20 protein-coding genes are annotated in these 20520 nt (G+C 52.4%); 18 read left to right on the top strand and 2 right to left on the bottom strand.

The genetic code is table 11. The annotated features are described in order from the left end of the window. Nucleotides 1-34 precede the first annotated feature (34 nt). The 9 genes from metG to ACYVUV_RS09110 all read left to right on the top strand — a co-directional run bounded on the left by metG (nucleotide 35) and on the right by ACYVUV_RS09110 (nucleotide 9032). The gene (metG, locus tag ACYVUV_RS09150; protein WP_439774856.1) at nucleotides 35-2017 is read left to right on the top strand and encodes a methionine--tRNA ligase; all 1983 of its coding nucleotides are present in this window, start codon (nucleotides 35-37) and stop codon (nucleotides 2015-2017) included. Further along, a complete protein-coding gene (locus ACYVUV_RS09145) occupies nucleotides 2017-2796 on the top strand; it encodes a TatD family hydrolase (RefSeq protein WP_439774855.1) in 780 nt (259 codons plus the stop codon). The genes metG and ACYVUV_RS09145 overlap by 1 nt, the downstream gene beginning before the upstream one ends. After that, nucleotides 2780-3352 (top strand): ribonuclease M5, encoded by a 573-nt coding sequence (rnmV, locus tag ACYVUV_RS09140; RefSeq protein ID WP_484499269.1) that lies wholly within the window; start codon nucleotides 2780-2782, stop codon nucleotides 3350-3352. The genes ACYVUV_RS09145 and rnmV overlap by 17 nt, the downstream gene beginning before the upstream one ends. Next, complete coding sequence (gene rsmA / locus ACYVUV_RS09135) at nucleotides 3327-4217, top strand: 16S rRNA (adenine(1518)-N(6)/adenine(1519)-N(6))-dimethyltransferase RsmA (RefSeq protein WP_439775675.1); 891 nt, start codon at nucleotides 3327-3329, stop codon at nucleotides 4215-4217. The genes rnmV and rsmA overlap by 26 nt, the downstream gene beginning before the upstream one ends. A 59-nt stretch (nucleotides 4218-4276) precedes the next feature. Beyond that, nucleotides 4277-4528, top strand: a complete 252-nt coding sequence (locus ACYVUV_RS09130; RefSeq protein WP_439775674.1) for a Veg family protein — start codon at nucleotides 4277-4279, stop codon at nucleotides 4526-4528. Nucleotides 4529-4634: 106 nt separating this feature from the next. After that, on the top strand, nucleotides 4635-5465 hold the full coding sequence (gene purR / locus ACYVUV_RS09125) for a pur operon repressor (protein ID WP_003612830.1): 831 nt from the start codon (nucleotides 4635-4637) through the stop codon (nucleotides 5463-5465). A 62-nt stretch (nucleotides 5466-5527) separates the two neighbouring features. Beyond that, a complete protein-coding gene (glmU, locus tag ACYVUV_RS09120; RefSeq protein WP_439775871.1) occupies nucleotides 5528-6913 on the top strand; it encodes a bifunctional UDP-N-acetylglucosamine diphosphorylase/glucosamine-1-phosphate N-acetyltransferase GlmU in 1386 nt (461 codons plus the stop codon). A gap of 167 nt (nucleotides 6914-7080) precedes the next feature. After that, complete coding sequence (locus ACYVUV_RS09115; protein ID WP_439775872.1) at nucleotides 7081-7827, top strand: hypothetical protein; 747 nt, start codon at nucleotides 7081-7083, stop codon at nucleotides 7825-7827. Nucleotides 7828-8051: 224 nt separating this feature from the next. Continuing rightward, entirely contained in the window at nucleotides 8052-9032 is a 981-nt protein-coding gene (locus ACYVUV_RS09110; RefSeq protein WP_439775873.1) for a ribose-phosphate diphosphokinase, read from the top strand. 72 nt (nucleotides 9033-9104) lie between these two features. Here the strand turns inward: ACYVUV_RS09110 and ACYVUV_RS09105 are convergent, their stop codons facing one another. After that, on the bottom strand, nucleotides 9105-10418 hold the full coding sequence (locus ACYVUV_RS09105) for an HD domain-containing protein (protein WP_439775874.1): 1314 nt from the start codon (nucleotides 10416-10418) through the stop codon (nucleotides 9105-9107). 140 nt (nucleotides 10419-10558) lie between these two features. Here ACYVUV_RS09105 and ACYVUV_RS09100 point away from each other — a divergent pair, with 140 nt between their 5' ends. The 9 genes from ACYVUV_RS09100 to alr all read left to right on the top strand — a co-directional run bounded on the left by ACYVUV_RS09100 (nucleotide 10559) and on the right by alr (nucleotide 19630). Beyond that, entirely contained in the window at nucleotides 10559-10957 is a 399-nt protein-coding gene (locus ACYVUV_RS09100) for a YwiB family protein (protein ID WP_439775875.1), read from the top strand. 45 nt (nucleotides 10958-11002) lie between these two features. Next, nucleotides 11003-11590 (top strand): DNA-directed RNA polymerase subunit delta, encoded by a 588-nt coding sequence (rpoE, locus tag ACYVUV_RS09095; RefSeq protein WP_439775876.1) that lies wholly within the window; start codon nucleotides 11003-11005, stop codon nucleotides 11588-11590. Between the two features lie 116 nt (nucleotides 11591-11706). Beyond that, nucleotides 11707-13326, top strand: coding sequence for a CTP synthase (gene pyrG, locus ACYVUV_RS09090; RefSeq protein ID WP_439775877.1), 1620 nt, complete (start codon nucleotides 11707-11709; stop codon nucleotides 13324-13326). Between the two features lie 120 nt (nucleotides 13327-13446). Beyond that, nucleotides 13447-14718 carry a UDP-N-acetylglucosamine 1-carboxyvinyltransferase gene (locus ACYVUV_RS09085; RefSeq protein ID WP_439775878.1) on the top strand — a complete coding sequence of 424 codons (1272 nt, stop codon included), beginning with the start codon at nucleotides 13447-13449 and terminating at the stop codon, nucleotides 14716-14718. Nucleotides 14719-14817: 99 nt separating this feature from the next. Continuing rightward, nucleotides 14818-15069 carry a type B 50S ribosomal protein L31 gene (locus ACYVUV_RS09080; RefSeq protein ID WP_003612793.1) on the top strand — a complete coding sequence of 84 codons (252 nt, stop codon included), beginning with the start codon at nucleotides 14818-14820 and terminating at the stop codon, nucleotides 15067-15069. Between the two features lie 113 nt (nucleotides 15070-15182). Further along, on the top strand, nucleotides 15183-16550 hold the full coding sequence (locus ACYVUV_RS09075) for a UDP-N-acetylmuramoyl-tripeptide--D-alanyl-D-alanine ligase (protein WP_439775879.1): 1368 nt from the start codon (nucleotides 15183-15185) through the stop codon (nucleotides 16548-16550). 9 nt (nucleotides 16551-16559) lie between these two features. After that, complete coding sequence (gene cshA, locus ACYVUV_RS09070) at nucleotides 16560-18005, top strand: degradosome RNA helicase CshA (protein WP_439775880.1); 1446 nt, start codon at nucleotides 16560-16562, stop codon at nucleotides 18003-18005. Nucleotides 18006-18089: 84 nt separating this feature from the next. Then, nucleotides 18090-18503 carry a holo-ACP synthase gene (acpS, locus tag ACYVUV_RS09065; protein ID WP_439775881.1) on the top strand — a complete coding sequence of 138 codons (414 nt, stop codon included), beginning with the start codon at nucleotides 18090-18092 and terminating at the stop codon, nucleotides 18501-18503. Further along, the gene (gene alr / locus ACYVUV_RS09060; RefSeq protein WP_439775882.1) at nucleotides 18500-19630 is read left to right on the top strand and encodes an alanine racemase; all 1131 of its coding nucleotides are present in this window, start codon (nucleotides 18500-18502) and stop codon (nucleotides 19628-19630) included. The genes acpS and alr overlap by 4 nt, the downstream gene beginning before the upstream one ends. Nucleotides 19631-19683: 53 nt before the next feature. Here the strand turns inward: alr and cbpA are convergent, their stop codons facing one another. After that, entirely contained in the window at nucleotides 19684-20382 is a 699-nt protein-coding gene (gene cbpA / locus ACYVUV_RS09055; RefSeq protein WP_439775883.1) for a cyclic di-AMP binding protein CbpA, read from the bottom strand. Nucleotides 20383-20520 lie beyond the last annotated feature (138 nt).

Here is a 20520-nt window from a genome sequence, read left to right as displayed (position 1 = left end):
AGAGAGTATAGAATTTTTGAGGAGATCAAGCACTATGGCAGATAACAAGAAAACTTTTTACATTACCACGCCAATCTACTATCCGTCTGGCCGTTTGACCATCGGCAACGCCTACACGACGGTAGCAGCGGACACCATGGCCCGCTACAAGAAGTCCCGCGGCTATGACACCTTCTTCTTGACCGGGACTGACGAACACGGCCTGAAGATCGAACAAAAGGCTGAAAAGCTGGGCATGAAGCCTAAGGCCTACCTGGACGGCATGGTCAAGGACATCAAGGAACTGTGGAAGAAGCTGGACATCAACTACGACAAGTTCATCCGGACCACTGATGAAGAACACGTCAAGGCTGTCCAGAAGATTTTTGAAAAGCTGAAGGCCTCAGGCGACATCTACCTGGGTGAATACACCGGCTGGTACTCAGTTGAAGATGAAGAATACTTCACTGAATCCCAGCTTAAGGAAGTCTTCAGAGACGACAAAGGCAACGTTGTCGGCGGGATCGCCCCATCTGGCCACGAAGTTCAATTGGTTAAGGAACCATCCTACTTCTTCAAGATGAGCAAGTACGCTGACCGGCTTCTCCAGTACTACAAGGACCACCCGGAATTCATCCAGCCAAACTCCCGGGAAAAGGAAATGGTGAACAACTTCATCAAGCCTGGTCTGGAAGACTTGTCAGTTACCCGGACCACGGTTGACTGGGGGATCCCGGTGCCAAGCGACCCGAAGCACGTTGTTTACGTTTGGATCGACGCCTTGGCCAACTATATCACTGCCTTGGGCTACGGGTCAGAAGACGACTCCCTCTTCAAGAAGTACTGGCCAGCTGACGTCCACCTGGTTGGCAAGGAAATCGTCCGTTTCCACACTATTTACTGGCCAATCATGCTGATGGCCCTGGACTTGCCACTGCCTAAGCAGGTCTTCGGCCACGGCTGGGTCTTGATCTACAAGGACAAGATGTCCAAGTCCAAGGGTAATGCCGTTTATCCGGAATCCTTGATTTCTCGCTACGGCCTGGACCCGGTCCGCTACTACTTGATGCGGGCTATCCCGTTTGGGGCTGACGGTTCCTTTACTCCAGAAGACTTCGTTGAACGGACCAACTTTGACCTGGCCAACGACCTGGGCAACCTTTTGAACCGGACTGTTTCCATGATCAACCAGTACCAAAAGGGCCTGGTTGCCCCAGTTGACCAGGAACAGGACAAGTACGGCAAAGACCTGGCTGCCGTTGCCGCCAAGGCGATCAGCGACTACTACGACAACATGGACAAGATGCACTTCTCCAACGCTTTGGAAAACGTCTGGCAGCTGATTTCCCGGGCCAACAAGTACATCGATGAAACTACCCCATGGGTTTTGAACAAGGAAGGCAAGACTGAAGAACTTTCCAGAGTCATGAGCAACCTGGCTGAAAGCCTCCGTCTGGTCGCCATCATGATCGCTCCAGTCATGACTGAAACTCCAGCCAAGATGTTCAGCCAGCTGGGCCTGGACTGGGAAGACGAAAGCCAAAAGGACTTGAAGTTCGGCGGCTTTGCCTGGGATGTGAACGTCGTTGCCAAGCCAACCCCAATCTTCCCACGCTTGAAGAATGATGAAGAAGTGGCCTACATCAAGGAAGAAATGAAGAAGGCCAAGCCAAAGAAGCAGTCAAGAAGAGAACAAAAGCAGGAAGAAAAGCAGATCACGATCGATGATTTTGACAAGGTCAAGATCCAGGTCGGCAAGATCCTGTCCGTTGAACCAGTTCAAGGGTCAAGCAAGCTCTTGCTGTTCAAGCTGGACTTCGGCAAGACCGGCGAGCGGCAGATCTTGAGCGGGATCCGCAAGTTCTACCCGGATGAAAGCATCCTTTTGGGCAAGAAGGTTCTGGCCGTAACCAACCTGAAGCCGCGCAAGATGCTGGGCCATGAAAGCCAGGGCATGCTCTTGTCCAGTGAAGCTGACGGTGATGTCAAGCTGGCCCTGGTCGGCGATGAACACCCGGTGGGGGCTGAACTGGGCTAATGAAGATCTACGACAACCATACCCACTTAAACGACAAACCTTTTGCCGGAAAAGAAGCCGAGTACATTCAAAAGGCAAAGGATTTGGACGTGGTTGGGATGAACTGCGTGGGCCAGGACCCAGAAATGAACCTGGGCGCCCTGGAATTAGCCAAGCGCTTTGCCAATGTCAGGGCTATCATCGGCTACTGCCCGGACGTGGCTAAGGACTATGACCAGGCAGCCGAAGACTTGCTGGTTGAGCAGGCTAAAAGCGGCCAGGTAGTTGCCATTGGGGAAATCGGCCTGGACTACTACTGGGACGAGTCGCCCCGGGATGTGCAAAGGGAAGTTTTTGCCCGGCAGATTGAAGTTGCCCACGCTTTGAAATTGCCGGTAAACATCCACACCAGGGATGCCTTTGAAGACTGCTGGAAGATCTTGCGAGAAGCCAATTTGGAATACGGGGCGGTTTTGCACAGCTACAACGGAGGCCCGGAATGGACGGAAAAGTTCCTGGACTTGAACGTGAACTTTTCTTTCTCCGGGGTCGTTTCCTTCAAGAAGGCTACTGAAGTGCATGAGTCAGCCAAGATGGTTCCCCTGGACCGACTTTTGGTTGAAACTGACGCGCCATTTTTGACCCCGGTGCCTTACCGGGGCCGGCAAAACGAGCCTGGCTATGTCCGCTACGTCGCCCAGGCGGTCGCGGACTTGAAGGGGCTGGACCTGGCCGAAGTAGCTGAGGCAACTTATGCTAATACAATGAGGATTTACGGATTAAATGCAGAAGAATTTTAACGCCGTCGTTGTCGTGGAAGGCAAGGACGATACGATTCGCTTAAAGCAGTTTTTTCCAGGAATTGAGACGGTCGAGACGAATGGCTCGGCCGTTTCTGATGCGGTCCTGGCCAAGCTGAAGAAGCTGGCCCAAAGCCGCGAGATTATCGTTTTTACCGATCCTGACGTCAACGGCGAGCGGATCCGCCGGATAGTGACCGAAGCCGTGCCAACGGCCAAGCAGGCCTTTATTACCCGCAAGGAAGGCGAGCCTAAGAAACAGGGCAGTCTGGGGGTAGAGCACGCGTCAAAGGAAGCTTTAGAGCGGGCCTTGAGCGATTTGCGCGAGGTCCAAGCGGAAAAGGCTGACTTTGACTACGGCGACTATGTCGACTTGGGCCTGGCTATGGGCCGCCAGTCCCGTCAATTGCGGGAGGCAGTCGGGATCAAGCTGGGGATCGGCTATGCCAATTCCAAGCGTTTTTACCAGCGCCTGCGGACTTTTGGCATCAGCTTAGCTGAACTCAAGCAGGCAGTAGAGGAGGCGGAAAATGACCAACAGAATTCCAATCGCTAGTCCGGTAAGGACGGCGGCCATCGTCAACCGTTACTTTGTGCACGCCAAGAAGAACCTGGGCCAGAACTTCCTGGTTGACCTGGATGCTGTCCAGGGGATCGTTAGGGCCGCTGGGATTGAGCCCGGCGACCAGGTAGTAGAAGTCGGCCCGGGGATCGGCTCTTTGACTGAACAGCTGCTTTTAGCCGGGGGCAAGGTGGCGGCTTATGAAGTCGACCAGAGCCTGCCGGAAATCCTGGCTAACGAACTGCCGGAAAAGGTGGACGGCGAAGACCTGGACCAGCGCTTCAAGCTGATCATGAAGGATGTTTTGAAGGCAGACTTTGCAAATGATCTGGCGGGATTTTTTGACTTAAGCAAGCCCGTCAAAGTCGTGGCCAACCTGCCTTACTACATCACCACGCCGATTATTTTCAACCTGCTGGAATCCAGCCTGGACTTCACCAGCCTGACCTTGATGATGCAAAAAGAAGTCGCTGAGCGCCTGGCTGCCCAGCCGGGCTCTAAGGCCTATGGCCCCTTGTCCATTGCCGTGCAGACTCAAATGAGCGTGGACCTGGCCTTGGAAGTAGGGCATGCTTCCTTCATGCCCCAGCCAAAGGTTGACTCAGCTGTGGTTGTTTTAACGCCGCTGGAAAATCCGGCAGACGTTGGCGACCGCAAGCAGTTCAACCGGGTGGTTAAGCTCTGTTTTGCCCAGCGGCGCAAGACCCTGGCCAACAACTTGAAGGCTTTGGTTCCGGACAAGGAAGACCGGGAAAAGCTGCTGGCTGACCTGGATCTGGACCCGCGGCAGCGGCCGGAACAACTGGCCATCGGCGACTTCATCAGAATCAGCCAGGCGGTAGCGGAACTGAATAAATAATTCAATCTTGATTTGAATAGGAAATTATGTTACAATATTCTGATAAAGGAGTGTCATAATTGCCAATCAATATTCAAGACATTAAGCAGAAGTTAGATGCCCACCTAGGCGAAGAGCTGACAATCGTTGCCCAAGCGGGCCGCAAGAAGGTAACCAGACGCCGCGGCGTTTTGAAGAACACGTTTCCTGCCGTGTTCGTAGTGGCTCTGGACCAGGACAGTAATAATTTTGAACACGCATCATACAGCTACACTGATGTTTTGACCAAGAACATCCTGCTGGAATTTGATGACGAAAGCGATGCAGAGTAAAAATACGAATTTTTGCACTAACATTTCTTGAAAATGTTAGTGATTTTTTTTGCCCTTTAGAGTATATTAGTATAAGTACAAAAACAGACATTAGGAAGGAAAGAGAATGAAACGTTCTGAAAGATTAGTAGACATGACCAAGTTTTTGATGGAGCGCCCGCATACCTTGATTGCTCTGCCTTTTTTTGCCAAGCGCTACGGGGCAGCGAAGTCATCGATCTCTGAAGACCTGGCCATTCTGAAGCACACCCTGGCCAGCAACGAGGATGGGATCCTGGAGACCGTTGCCGGGGCAGCCGGCGGGGTCCGCTATATCCCTTTTTTGGGCCAGAAGCCGGCTGAGAAGTACCTCAAGGACCTGGCAGGCCGCATCCAGGACTCCAGCCGGATTCTGCCGGGTGGCTTTGTCTACCTGTCAGACATTTTGGGCGGGCCATATGATTTGGAGATGATCGGCAAGCTGATCGCCACCCGCTATGCTTACGCTAATATCGAAGCTGTCATGACGGTGGAAACCAAGGGGATTTCTTTGGCCAACGCCGTGGCCAGCTACTTGAACGTCCCAGCGGTAACCGCCCGCAAGCGGTCCAAGGTGACGGAAGGGGCTACTGTGTCCGTTAACTACATGTCCTCATCAACTTCCCGGGTAGCCAAGATGGAATTGCCGACCCGGGCCCTGGACAAGGATACGAACGTTCTGATTGTGGATGACTTCATGAAGGGCGGCGGCACCCTGGACGGGATGCGGCAACTGGTCAAGGAATTTGACTGCCAGGTTGCCGGCGTCTGCGTCCTTTGCGAAACTGAATACGAAGAGGAACGCAAGATCAAGGACTACGTTTCCCTGGTCAACATTGACCAGATCGACAGCGAAAAGGAAATCATCCTGGCTCAGCCGGGCAACTTTTTGACTAGAACTAACTTCGACCGTTTCTAAATGTTACAATATAAGCTAGCCAGGAAGGCTAGCTTATTTTGATTGAGAAGGTTACAAAACAGATGGAAAAATATGTCGTAGTTTTGGCTGCCGGCAAGGGCACCAGAATGAAATCCAAGCTTTACAAGGTTTTGCACCAGGTTTGCGGCAAGGCCATGGTTGAACATGTCGTTGACGCGGCCAGAGCGGTCAAGCCAAGCAAGATCGTGACTATTGTCGGCCACGGGGCAGAAGACGTGGAGAAAGTCTTGGCAGGCAAGTCTGAATTTGCCATGCAGGAAAAGCAGCTGGGTACCGGCCACGCGGTTATGCAGGCTGAAGGCCAGCTGGCTAATTTGGAAGGGGCAACGCTGGTTGTAACCGGGGACACCCCGCTTTTTACCAGTGAAACTTTTGAAAAGCTCTTTGCCTACCATGAAGAAGAAGGCAACGCGGCCACGGTTTTGACTGCTGAAGCCCCGGATCCTTTTGGCTACGGGCGGATCATCAGAGACGACCAGGGCAATGTTTTGCGGATCGTGGAACAAAAAGACGGCAAGCCGGAAGAACTGAAGGTCAAGGAAATCAACACCGGGGTCTTCTGCTTTGACAACCAGGACCTGTGGGCTGCTTTGAAGCAAGTCGGCAACGACAACTCTCAAGGCGAGTACTACTTGACTGACGTTTTGGAAATTTTGCGCAAGGCCGGCAAGAAGGTCGGGGCTTACAAGATGCCTGACTTCAGCGAAAGCCTGGGGGTAAACGACCGGATCGCCTTGGCTGAAGCAACCCGGATCATGCAAAGAAGAATCAATGAAGGGCACATGCGGGATGGGGTTACCTTTATCGACCCAACCACGGCTTACATTGACGCTGACGTGGAAATCGGCAATGACACGGTGATTGAAGGCGGCGTGACGATCAAGGGCCACACCGTGATCGGGTCTGACTGCTTGATCACTTCCGGGTCAAGAATCGTTGACAGCAAGATTGGCAATGGCGTGACGGTAACTTCTTCCACGATTGAAGAATCAATCATGGAAGACAACACGGACATCGGGCCAAATTCCCACTTGCGGCCAAAGGCTTTGATCAAGCGGGGAGCCCACCTGGGCAACTTCGTGGAAGTCAAGAAGGCGGAAATTGGCGAGAACACCAAGGTCGGTCACTTGACTTACGTTGGGGATGCTACTTTGGGCAAGGACATCAATGTCGGCTGCGGGGTCATCTTCTCCAACTTTGACGGGGTCAAGAAGTTCCACACGACGGTTGGCGACAAGTCCTTCATCGGGGCCGGGTCAACCTTGGTTTCCCCAATTAAGGTGGCTGACCACGCCTTTATCGCGGCTGACTCAACCATTACCAAGGACGTTGGCAAGTATGAAATGGCCATCGCCCGGGGCCGGCAGGTCAACAAGGAAGACTACTGGCACAAGCTGCCTTTGTCTGAAGACGAAGAATGGAAATAATCTCGAAAAGGAGCTCCGGCTCCTTTTTTAATAAGCAAAATGCATCCGCTTACAGTTGACTTAAGAAAAAATTGCCTTTCTTTTGAGAACTTTAATAAGCAATTTTTAAACAGAGGGTGTATAATCTAGGCAATGTACAAAAAGAAGCAAGAAAGGTTTGCATATCGATGAAGTTTACTAAGAAAATTGCTTTTGCATCAGCATCATTGGCTTTGACTCTGGCTACTCCAGCAGCACTGCTTACTCAAAACGCGGCTTTTGCCAAGACTACCACGGTTAAGCAGGCAACCAAGGTTAAGGTAACTAAGAAGACCACTCCTTTTTACCACAAGGACGGTTCTAAGTTCACCAAGAAGAAGCCTTACGTTTACGGCGACTGGAAGAGCACTGTAGCTTACAAGAACACCAGCTACAACGTAGTTAAGACTGTAACCATCAAGGGTGCTAAGTACTACTACATCGGCAACGACGCTTATTTGAAGGCCAGCGACGTCAAGGTAACCGCAACTAAGACGGTTAAGTCCAGCTCAACTTCAAGCTCAAAGAAGGCAAGCACTACTTCAAGCAAGACTAGTTCCAAGAAGACCAGCTCAAGTTCAAGCTCAAAGAAGACTAGTTCTACTTCAAGCAGCTCAACTTCAAGCTCAAGCACTTCTTCCAAGAAGTCCAGCTCAAAGAAGACTGTAACTCAAGTTCAAGTAACTAAGAAGACCACTCCTTTCTACCACAAGGACGGTTCCAAGTTCACTAAGAAGAGCCCATACGTTTACAACGGTTGGAAGAGCACTGTAGCTTACAAGGGCACTAAGTACAAGGTTTCAAAGACCATCACCATCAAGAACAAGAAGTACTACTACGTTGGCAACAGCGCCTACCTTAAGGCCAGCGACGTTAAGGTAATCGCAAGCAAGTAATTAAGAAAAAGCTTTGACGGAAGTCAGAGCTTTTTTCTTTGGAAAACAGACGATTTTTTCTATCTACTAAAAAATAAAAGGCTTTCTTGCTTTTTTTCAGGTCAAAACAGGAGTAAGAGGAATTTTTTGCTTAAAAACTGAACACAAATGCCTTTTTTCCAACAAAAGAATGCCGGATTTTGTTAGAATAGAACTGGTAAATGCTGTTTTTTTCGGAGGGAATTATGTCTTACAAGGACAACATCAAGCTTTTTGCGCTTAACTCAAACAAACCGTTGGCAGAAAAGATCGCTAAGCGGATGGGGGTAAAGCTTTCAACTTCAAGCGTCGTTCGCTTCAGCGACGGTGAAATTCAAGTCAACATCGACGATTCTGTCCGTGGCAAGGATGTCTTCTTGATCCAATCCACCAGCGCGCCGGTCAACGACAACCTTATGGAACTTTTGATCATGATCGACGCTGTCCGCCGGGCCAGTGCCGCTTCCGTAAACATCGTCCTGCCTTACTACGGCTACGCACGTCAAGACCGGAAGACCCGGGCCAGAGAGCCAATCACTGCTAAACTGGTCGCAGACATGATTCAAGCTGCCGGGGCTGACCGCGTCCTCTCACTGGACCTGCACGCTCCGCAAATTCAAGGTTTCTTCGACATCCCTGTCGACAACCTGATGGGCGCTCCTTTATTGGCTGACTACTTCCTGAGCAATCACCTGGAAGAAGACGCTGTTGTCGTTTCTCCAGACCACGGTGGCGTTACCCGGGCAAGAAAATTAGCTGAATTCCTGGGCACTTCAATTGCCATCGTCGACAAGCGCCGGCCAAAGGCCAACGTTGCCGAAGTCATGAACATCATCGGTGACGTCAAGGGCAAGCGGGCCATCTTGATCGACGACATGATCGACACTGCCGGCACTATCACTTTGGCTGCCCAAGCCTTGAAAGACGCCGGTGCTACTGAAGTCTACGCCTGCGCTACCCACGCCGTTTTGTCCGGCCCAGCCGTTGACCGCTTGAACAATTCCGTAATCAAGAGCCTGGTTTTGACCGACTCAATCCAACAGCCAGCCGAAAAGAACCTCGACAAGATGATTCTCGTTTCCGTTGGGCCTTTGATGGGTGACGCCATCAAGCTGATCATGGAACACAAGCCAATGAGTCCGCTCTTTGACACTCGTTACGACGCTAACAAGTACAAGGACAAGTAAGGATTCGACTATACGAAAAACAACCGTTGCATGTGCAGCGGTTGTTTTCTTTTGCAAATTATTCTTTTGCTTTTATTTTTTCGTGAGCAATTCCCCGTTTTTCAGGTACTGCTGAAAATCCGCCTGCTTGAGCATGGCGACCGGGAAGAAGAAGCGCTCATCGCCCTGCAGGGTCCCGTTTAAGGCCTTGACCAGGGGGCTGAGCTGGGACAGCTCGATTAAGCTGCCGTCTTCCTGCATGATCTCAATTTGGCTGTTGGCGTTCTTGCCACTTGGCTTATAAGCGTCATATGGCTCGTCAAAAGCTGACCCCACCCCGGTGTAGTAGTCAGGGTCAAAGCCGGCATCTTTGATCAAGTCCTTTAATTGCGGCAAAAGCTGCTTGCTTTCTTCGTTGATCTTCACGCTGGCTAAAGGCCGCCGGAAGAGGTAGCGCTTGGTTAAGTCCGCCAAAACCGGGTCGCTGGATTCAGTCCACATGCTGAAGTTGGTTTCCATGACCCCGTCATCCATCTTCAAGTAGTCCTGCAAGTCCCAGGTCCCCGCCAAAAATCTGGCTAAGCTTGGCGTAACCGGCAATTCTTTTTCCTGGTAAAGGTACTGGGCCCGCTTTAGCAGGTGGTGAAGGATGACCTCCATGGACCGGTTGACCCGGTGGTAGTAGATCTGCTGGTACATCTGATAGCGGGAGACGATATAGTCTTCAACGGCATGCATCCCGTTAGCCGTAAAGCAAACCCCTGCTTCATAAGGGCGGATGACCCGCAAAATCCGGGACAGGTCGAACTCCCCATAAGAGGCACCCGTAAAGTAGGCATCCCGCAAAAGGTAGTCCATCCGGTCAGCGTCAGCCTGGCTGGAAATGAGCTTGACCACCTGGGGGTTAGGGTAGGTCTTGGCGATCACGCTGGCCACCGCCTTTGGGAAGTCCGGGTCGACCTTGCTCAAAGCCTGGTTGACCTCAGTGGAAGGATCCAGAATGATCTGCTGGCCGATCTGCTCATGGTTGGTGCCGAAAAGGTGCTCAAAGGTGTGCGAGTACGGGCCGTGGCCGATGTCATGCAAAAGGCCGGCCATCTGCACCAGCAGGTTCTCTTCGGGGGCCCAGAGCCCGTCGCCGGTACTTTGACTAGGGTATTTGTCAGTAAAAAGGTTGCTGATCCGGCGGGCCAGTTCATAGACGCCCAGGTTGTGCTCAAAGCGGGTGTGGGTGGCACCGGGGAAGACGAAGGCTGTCGGGCCCAGCTGCTTGATCCGCCGCATCCGCTGGAATTCTTTCGAGCGGACGACTTCCAGGGCCACTTGGGTGTCCAGGTGGATATAGCCGTGGACCGGGTCACGGACGACGACTTCGCGGGCCAGTTTAGGACTGTCAAATTTTGTCAAAAGTAGATCCTCCATTCTTATTGTTTTATATTTTTGCCGAAACATAGTAAGATATGCTTGACTAGCTATAGAAAATTATAGCAAAAGTTGCCAGGGGCCGCTGCTTGTGGCCATTGTAAGGAGAATTATTTTTTTAAAAGATGAGCAAAATTAAAATCGATTTGACGAGCAAGATCACCCAGGGCGAGCAAACGGAAACCATCCGCCAGCAGGCAGAAGGTGAATTGCGGGAAGACGGCGCGGTTAAAAGAATTTTTTACGAGGCAGAAAAGGTGCCGGTCAAGATGCTCTTAAAAGAACAGGAACTCTTGATCCGGCGGGGGACTGACCACAGCAACTTCTCCCAAATGCATTTTGTCTTGGGCGAAAAAGGGCAGTGCAAGTACGTGGTTGAGGGCCGGCAGCTGGATCTTTTGTCGGAAACCAAGCGCCTGGAATTGAAAGAAAATGCCGCTGGCCAGCAACTTGAAGTTGAATATGACCTCTTTAGTGGTGTAGACTTAATTGGTAGTTATGCCGTCTCGTTGATTTTTGCTTAAATGACGTGTAAAATAGACAAGATTGAATAGAGAGGACGTTCAACTGTGGGATTAGCTGATTTTAAAGACGTGGATCGCAACGAATTGTCAATGATTGAAGTTGCGCACGCAATTTTGGAAGACCGTGGCGAAAGAATGGCTTTTGCCGATATCGTTAACGAAGTGCAAAAGTACTTGAACAAGAGCGACGAAGAAATTCGCCAGCGCCTGCCGCAATTTTACACGGACATGAACACCGATGGCCGCTTCATTTCCATGGGTGAAAATGTCTGGGCCCTGCGGACCTGGTTCAAGTTCGAAGCTGTCGATGAAGAAGTCGACCACCCAGAAGACGATGGCGACGAAGCATCAACTCGCAAGCACCACAAGAAGGTCAACGCCTTCCTGGCCACGACTGAAGGCGACGACGTGATCGACTACGAAAACGACGACCCAGAAGACGAAGACTTGTCCGACGACAGTGACGCTGACGAAGATGACGATGACGACAACTCCGGCGACGATTACGACTACGATGACGATTACGACGACAATGAAGACGACGAAGATGACGACTCATTGCCAGACGGGATCGAAGGCCAGCTGTCACAAATGGATGACGACGACCTTGATGACGATGAAGACGAAGAATAGGATTTTGTCCTTGACTTGCGGCTGAAAAGTCGTTATTATTTTGCTTGGGCACCCTATGTGCGTTTAGCTCCCTAATTGCTAGGGAGCTTTTTTATTATTTTTCAAAGGAGAGCTCAATGACCAAATATATCTTTGTGACTGGCGGCGTTGTTTCATCATTGGGGAAAGGGATTACTGCATCAAGCATTGGTCGCTTGCTGAAGAACCGCGGCTTGAAAGTTACCATGCAAAAGTTCGACCCATACATCAACATCGACCCCGGCACGATGAACCCTTACCAACACGGTGAAGTTTTCGTGACTGACGACGGTACGGAAGCTGACCTTGACTTGGGCCACTATGAAAGATTGGTCGACGTTAGAACCAGCAAGTACTCTAACGTGACGACTGGCAAGATCTACCAGGAAGTCCTGCAGCGTGAACGGCGCGGCGACTACCACGGCGGCACTGTACAGGTGATCCCGCACGTAACCAACATGATCAAGGAAAAGGTCATGCGGGCAGCGCAAATGACCGACACTGATGTGGTTATTTCTGAAATCGGCGGTACGGTCGGCGACATGGAATCAACTCCGTTCATGGAAGCCATCCGGCAAATGCGGCGGGAAGTCGGCTCAGAAAACGTCATGTACGTGCACGTTACCTTCGTTCCTTACCTGCGGGCAGCCAAGGAATTGAAGAGCAAGCCGACCCAGCAGTCAGTTTCCATGCTGCGGTCAATCGGGATCCAGCCAAACATGCTGGTTCTCCGCTCAGAAATGCCAGTTCCGCAGGAAATGAAGGACAAGATATCCACTTTCACCGACGTTCCAGTCGACTACATCGTGGAATCCTTGGACGCGCCATCTCTGTTTGACGTGCCGCTGTCCTACCAGGAACAAGGCGTTGACCAGAAGGTCGTTGACTTCCTCCACATCGACAGCCCGAAGCCGGTTGCCGACATGGATGAATGGCGCCGGATGGACGAACGGGCCAAGAGCTTGAAGTACAAGACCAAGATCACCCTGGTTGGCAAGTACGTTGAACTGGAAGATGCCTACATCTCCGTAACTGACGCTTTGCAGCACGCCGGTTACCTGTACAACAGCAAGATCGAAGTTGAAAAGATCCAGGCTGAAGACATCACTGAAGACAATGTGGCAGAACTTTTGAAGGACACCCAGGGCTTGATCGTGCCAGGCGGTTTCGGCACCCGGGGTCTGGAAGGGATGATCACTTCCATCAAGTACGCCCGCGAACACGATATTCCATTCCTGGGGATCTGCCTGGGGATGCAGATGGCCAGCGTGGAATTCGCCCGCAATGTCCTGCACTTGGAAGATGCCAACTCAGCTGAAGCAGAACCAAACTGCAAGAACAACATCATTGACTTGATGGCTGACCAGCGTGACCAGGAAAAGATCGGCGGTACCTTGCGTCTGGGCCTGTACCCAGCCATGCTGAAGGCCGGCACCAAGACCCGGGAATGCTACGACGGCCAGGAAGTTATCCAGGAACGTCACCGTCACCGCTACGAATTCAACAACAAGTACCGGGAAGCCTTTGAAAAGGCCGGCATGACCTTCTCAGGCGTTTCACCGGACAACCACCTGGTGGAAATCGTTGAAATCACGGACAAGAAGTTCTTTGTTGCCGCTCAATACCACCCAGAATTCTTGAGCCGGCCAAACCGGCCAGAAGGGCTCTTCAAGGGCTTTATTGGGGCAGCCAGCGGTTTGCAGGTCGACAAGTTCTAAATTTTGTACGATAATAATAGATAGTGACAAGAGAAGAGAAACCTCTTCTCTTGTTTTTTTGACGAAGATCTATTAACATTATTATGATAATTTGACAAAAGAAAAGGACTACTTTCCCAAATGAAGCAAATGATAATTCACGGAGGGAAACCCCTGCAAGGCGACATCTGGATTGGCGGCGCGAAGAACTCAACGGTAGCGCTGATTCCGGCCTCAATCCTGTCGAGAACGCCGGTGACCCTGGAATCAGTTCCGCGGATTGCCGACGTTGACAATTTGATGGACTTGTTGAGCGAAATGGACGTGCACTGCGATTTCCGCGAAACGACCCTGCAAATTGATCCGACTGAAATCAAGATGAGTCCCCTGCCAGCTGGGAAGATTAAGAGCTTGCGCGCGTCTTACTACTTTATGGGCGCTTTGCTCGGTCGTTTTGGCAAGGCGGTTGTAGGTTTTCCTGGTGGCGATGACATTGGCCCTCGGCCGATTGACCAGCACATTATGGGCTTTCAATCCCTCGGCGCCGACGTTAGATATGAAAATGAGCAGATTGTAATTACCGCGCCTGATGAAGGGTTGAAAGGGGCCCAGATTCACCTGAAGATGGCTTCAGTTGGGGCAACGATGAATATCATCATGGCCTCAGTCACGGCCAGCGGCCGGACGGTGATCGAGAACGCGGCCAAGGAGCCGGAAATCATCGACCTGGCTACCTTCTTGAACAACATGGGGGCCAAGATCCGCGGGGCGGGGACTGACACCATCAGAATCGACGGGGTTGACCGCCTGGAGGCTAAGGTGCCGCACACGATCATCCCTGACCGGATCGAAGCCGGGACCTACATTTCCATGGCAGCCTGCATCGGCAACGGGATCCGGATTCACAATATCATCGCTGAACACCTTGACGCCTTTTTGGCCAAGGTGGAAGAAATGGGCGTGGTGATCGACACTGATGAAGACTCTCTCTTCGTTTACCCGGCTGGTGACCTGCGCATGGTTCAAGTCAAGACCGGGACCTACCCGGGCTTCGCGACTGACCTGCAGCAGCCAATCACGCCGCTTTTACTGACGGCCAAGACTGGTGAAGGGGTCATCATCGACCCGATCTACCCGAAGCGGACCCGGCACGTGCCGGAACTGCAGAAGATGGGGGCTTCCATCACTGTCGTTAACAACATCATCTTAGTTCACCCAGGCAGCCGCCTGCATGGGTCTGTGGTTCACGCTGACGAAATCCGGGCCGGGGCCTGCTTGATGCTTACTGGTCTGATGGTTGACGGCGAAACAGTAATCAACAACGCCGGCAACATCCTGCGCGGCTACGACCGGGTGGAAGAAAAGCTGCGCCAGCTGGGAGCTGACGTGGTCATCCGTGACGTGGAAGATTAACTTGAGCCCTTGTCAAACGGGCTGGATAGTGGTACTATGTTAGAGTTAATCGATTAATCTATGGCCTGCAGAGGGCTATGGCAAAGGAGTTTTAGAATTATGAAACAAGGTATTCACCCAGATTATCAAGAAGTTTGCTTCATGGACTCAGCAACTGGTTTTAAGTTTGTTGCCGGCTCAACTTTGAAGTCATCAGAAACTGTTGAATTCGAAGGCAACACTTACCCATTGATCCGTGTTGAAATCTCATCAGATTCCCACCCATTCTACACTGGCAAGCAAAAGTTTGCCGCAGCCGATGGTCGAATCGAACGTTTCAACAAGAAGTACGGCTTCAACAAGAAGAACTAATCGTTCTCTTTACTTTAAAAGCAGCCCGCTTGGGTTGCTTTTTTTATTGCGAAGAGCGCCAAACAACGTATAATATACTAAGTGTTAATTTATTCTCAAGGAGCAGTATTGGAATGAAAATGCAGTTGGCAGAAATCGCCCAAGCCTTAAATACCAGTTGTGAAGGGGATGCGGAAACGGTCATTACCTCAGTAGCCTTTGACTCAAGAAAGATCAGCCAGGGCGCCCTCTTTGTCCCGATCAAGGGGGAAAGAGACGGCCATGACTTTGTGGGTTCAGCTATTGCAGCCGGCGCCAGCGCCACTTTGTGGGAGGCAGGCCACCCGGGCAAGCCGGAAGGCATCGCGGTTCTGGAAGTTACCGACACTTTGAAGGCCATGCAGGATCTGGCCCGCTACTACTTGCAGAAGGTCAACCCGACTGTTGTTGGTATCACCGGCTCAAACGGCAAGACCACGACCAAGGACATGGTGGCGGCGGTTTTGGCCAAGCGCTTCAACGTTTACAAGACCCAGGCCAACTTCAACAATGAAATCGGCGTGCCGATGACCATTTTGGAAATGAAGCCGATCACTGAGATTCTGGTTTTGGAAATGGGGATGGACCGGGCTGGCCAATTGCATGAACTGAGCCAATTGGCCCGGCCGGACGTAGCCGTGATCACCATGATCGGGGAAGCCCACATCGAATTCTTCGGCAGCCGGGACAAGATCGCTGACGCCAAGATGGAAATCACGGACTTTTTGCAAGAAGACGGTGAATTCATCTACAACGGTGATGAACCCCTCCTGGCGGAAAGAGCTGCCAAGCTTTCCCAGGACAAGTCCACTTTTGGCTTTGCTGACTCTGACACCATTCATGCCAGTGACCTCCGCAGCACCATGCACCATTCCTTCTTCAAGGTCAACGGGACTGACCGGGAATTCTCAATTCCGATGATCGGCCGCCACAACGTGGCTAACGCCATGGCCGCGATCCTGGTTGGCCGCCACTTCGGGGAAAGCGACGAGGAAATCGCCGCTGGCCTGGCCAACTTCGTGCCAACGGCCAACCGGATGGAATGGGAAAAGGGCGACTGCGGCGAAGACATCATGAGCGATATCTACAACTCCAACCCAACGGCCGTTAAGGCCGTGACTGCCTCCTTTGGCCAGGTTCCAGTAAGTGAAGGCGGCCGCCGCATCGCGGTTTTGGCCGACATGCTGGAACTGGGCAGCCGGTCAGCCGACCTGCACAAGGGCCTGGCTGCCTGCCTTGACCCGGAAAAGATCAACGTCCTTTACCTTTACGGGCCGGAGATGAACCACCTTTACCAAGCCCTGCTGGACAAGTATGACCAGCAGAATCTGCACTACTACCCAGAAGATGAGATGAGCCACTTAATCGATGATTTAAAGAGCGACATCCACAGCCAGGACATCGTTTTGCTGAAGGGGTCCCACGGGATGCACCTGGAACGAGTCCTCGACAGACTGAAATAGGAGAACAATTTGAAATTTACTGAACTAGGATTGAACGACAATATCTTAAAGGCAATCAAGCGGTCAGGCTTTGAAGAAGCCACCCCGATCCAGGCCCAGACCATTCCCTTGGCTCTGGCTGGCCAGGACGTGATCGGCCAGGCCCAAACCGGGACGGGGAAGACGGCTGCCTTTGGTCTGCCAATCCTGCAAAAGCTGGACAAGCAGGACCACGCTATCCAGGCCATCGTAATTGAACCGACCAGAGAACTGGCCATCCAGACCCAGGAAGAACTTTTCCGCCTGGGCAGGGATGAAAAGGCCAAGGTCCAGGTCGTTTACGGCGGGGCTGATATTGGCCGGCAGATCCGGGCCTTGAAGAAGGTGCCGGAAATCCTGGTCGGGACTCCTGGCCGGCTTTTGGACCACTTAAAGCGCAAGACCATCAAGCTGGACGGCGTCAAGACGGTTGTTTTGGACGAAGCTGACGAAATGCTGGACATGGGCTTTATCCAGGACATCGAAAGCATCTTGACCTATGCTGAAAACCGGGACCAGACCCTCTTGTTCAGCGCGACCATGCCAAAGCCGATCCAGGCTTTGGGCGAAAAGTTCATGCATGACCCGCAGGTCGTGAAGATCAAGGCCAAGGAACTGACGGCTGATTTGATCGACCAGTACTTCGTCCGCGTCCGCGAAAACGAAAAGTTCGACACCATGTGCCGGCTGATCGACGTGGAAAATCCAGACCTGGCCGTGGTCTTTGGCCGGACCAAGCGCCGGGTTGACGAACTGACCCGGGGCCTGGTTGCCCGGGGCTACAACGCGGCCGGCATCCACGGCGACCTGACCCAGGCCCGCCGGATGCAGGTGCTCAAGCGCTTCAAGGAAGGGCAACTGGACATTCTGGTGGCTACTGACGTAGCTGCCCGGGGCCTGGATATTTCCGGGGTTACTCATGTTTACAACTACGACATTCCGCAAGACCCGGACTCCTACGTCCACAGAATCGGCCGGACCGGCCGGGCAGGCAAGAGCGGGATGAGCGTGACCTTCGTGACGCCGAACGAGATCGGCTACATGCGGACCATCGAAGATTTGACCAAGAAGAAGATGTCTCCTCTGCGTCCGCCGACAGACGCACAAGCCTTTGCCGGGCAGATGAAGCAGGCGGTCTTGAAGGTAGACGACCTTTTGAGCGGGGATCTCAGCAAGTACGACGACGCGGCGGAAAAGCTGCTGGAAAACTACTCAGCTGAAGATATCGCTGCTGCTTTGCTGAAAGAACTGTCCAACGACAGCGAGGTTAAGGTTACCATCACTCCTGAAAAGCCCCTTCCATACCGGGGCAAGCACTCAAGCGGCCGGGGCCGGAATGGCCACAGCCGGGGCGGAAACAAGAACTTCAAGGGCAAGCGTAATTTTGACAAGAAGAAGCGCAAGCCTGGTTTCAAGATCCACGGCCGGAAAGGCTAATTTTTTAAAAAAGTAAAAAAGACCGGGCTTTTGACCCGGCCTTTTTCTATCTGTGCTATTATTTAAACAGCGTGAGGTGGAAAGATGATCAAAAATATCGGCGTGGATCAGATTGAGGTGGACCGGATCGCCAAGGTCGTTGACCGGGGGGACGGTTTTGCCAGAAAGGTTCTGACCGACCGGGAATTTGCCCAGTACCAGGAATTGACCCATAAGCGGAAGATTGAGTACCTGGGCGGCCGCTTCGCCGTCAAGGAAGCCTTCTCCAAGGCCTGGGGAACCGGGATTGGCCAGGCAGTTTCCTTTGAAGACGTGGAAACTTTGAGGACCGAGTCAGGAGCGCCTGTAACGACGTCGCGGATTTTTACGGGGCGGATTTTTTCCAGCATCGCGCATGATGATCACGAGATCGTCGCCGTGGTCGTGCTTGAAGAGCCGGCCGGCTGGCGCCGCGCGATCGGCAAACTATCGCACCTGTTATCTGGGAGGAAAAAATGATCACAGCAGTTAATCGACCAGCAGCCCTGCACATCAACGTGGCTGCTATCAAGGAAAACACCCGCCAGGCCAAGGCTCACTTGAAGCCGGGCCAGAAGCTCTTTTGCGTGGTTAAGGCCAATGCCTACGGGCATGGGGCAGCGCGCCTGGCGCCAGTGATGGAAGAAGCCGGAGCAGACGGCTTCTGCGTGGCCATGCTGGATGAAGGGCTGGAACTGCGCCGGGCACAAGTCGTCAAGCCAATTCTGGTCTTGGGCCTGCAGCCGGCTGAAGAAGCCGCCCTGGCCGCGGCCAACGACATTTCTTTGCCAGTCTCCAGCCTGGACTGGCTCAAGGAAGCGGAAAAGGTCCTCCGCAAGGAAGGTCTGCAGCTGAAGATCCACCTGGCCATCGACTCAGGGATGGGCCGGATCGGCTTTAGTGAAGACGAGGACTTCAAGGCAGTCAACGAATATCTGCAAGGCAACGACGCCTTCTTCGTGGAAGGGATGTTCACTCACTTTGCTTCAGCTGACTCCGCTGATTCCAGCTACTTTGACTACCAGGTCAAGCGCTTCAAGCACATGGAAAGCCTGCTGACGGTCAAGCCTAAGTGGATTCATGTGGATAACACGGCTGCCAGCCTCTTTGACAAGGACGTGGACAGCGACATCGTCCGTTTTGGGATTGGCCTTTACGGGCTCAACCCGTCTTCAGCCCCAGGCAGCCAGGACTTAGAGCCGGCCTTTGCCCTCAAGCCGGCCATGTCATTTGTCAGCGAACTGACCTATGTCAAGCAGATCCACAAGGGCTACGGGGTCGGCTACGGGTCAACCCACATCGCTGAAGAAGACGAATGGATCGGGACCGTGCCGGTTGGCTACGCTGACGGCTGGATCCGCAAGTTCCAGGGCTTCAAGGTCAAGGTCGGGGACACTTACTGCCCGATCGTCGGCCGGGTCTGCATGGACCAGTTCATGGTTCTCTTGCCAAAGGAAGTGCCGGCTGGCACGCCAGTTGAATTGATCTCAGCTGATCCGGCAGCGCCAAACAGCCTGCGCCGGGCAGCTGACTGGCTGGACACCATTCACTATGAAGTGGCCTGCCAGTTCAATGACCGTCTGGACCGGATTTACGACAACGAATAAAAGCAAGAAAAAACCTCCGAATTTTGCTTCGGAGGTTTTTAATATGCTTTTGCTTATTCTTCGTTCAAGAAGACGCCTGGCTTTTCTTCGCTCATGATGTTCATGCCGGCAGCCAGGTCTTCAACGGCAACGACAGGGAAGCCCTTGGCCTTGAGCTTCTTGCAGATGGCCTTCAGTTCAGTTTCCGTGGTCCCTTGCGGCAGGGTGAAGAGGGTCCGACGGACGTACTTGCCATCAAATTCGCTGGCTGGCGCGTCCAGAGTCATGGCCCCGGCCAGGTTGACGTACTTGGAGATGATCTTGGTCATCTTGGTCAAGTTGCCGCTGTCGTTGGTTGACAAGACAGTCAGGACGTAGGCCCCGGTCTTGACGTTCCAGGCTGAAGACAGCATGTCCAAGAGGCGGGCGTGGGTCAAGATGCCGTAGAAGGTGTTGTCAGTGTCCAAAACGGCAATGTAAGGCAAGTCCTTGATGGTAAAGAAGACTTGGAAGAATGGCGCGTTGATCTTGATGGTCTTGGTGGCGTTCTTCAAGAGGTAGGTTACCGGCAGGCTCATGTCCCCGCCTTGGGACTTGTGGCGGTAAATGTGCATCTTGTAGATGTTGCCGCGGAAGATCTTGCCGCTGTCATCCAGGATTGGCACGCAGCGGTAGCCGGAGCTTTCCAGTACCTTCAAGGCTTCTTCCAGGGTGGCGTGTTCGTTGACAGTCGTCAGGTAGTCTTTCTTGATGACCAGTGATTTGATTAACATAGGAGAACCTCCGTTATGTAGCTTTACATGTAAATGTTTTCTTGTCTCATACTTTCACATTATAGCATGCAGAAAATAGAAATTAAAGTTGGCTTAAAAGGCGGGAAAGCGTAAGATTTTTGCCAGTTGTGCTAAAAT

The sequence above is a fragment of the Lactobacillus sp. WILCCON 0149 genome (assembly GCF_057197965.1).
The sequence above is the reverse complement of the archived record's forward strand: the minus strand, read 5'-3'. Positions and strand labels throughout refer to the sequence as shown.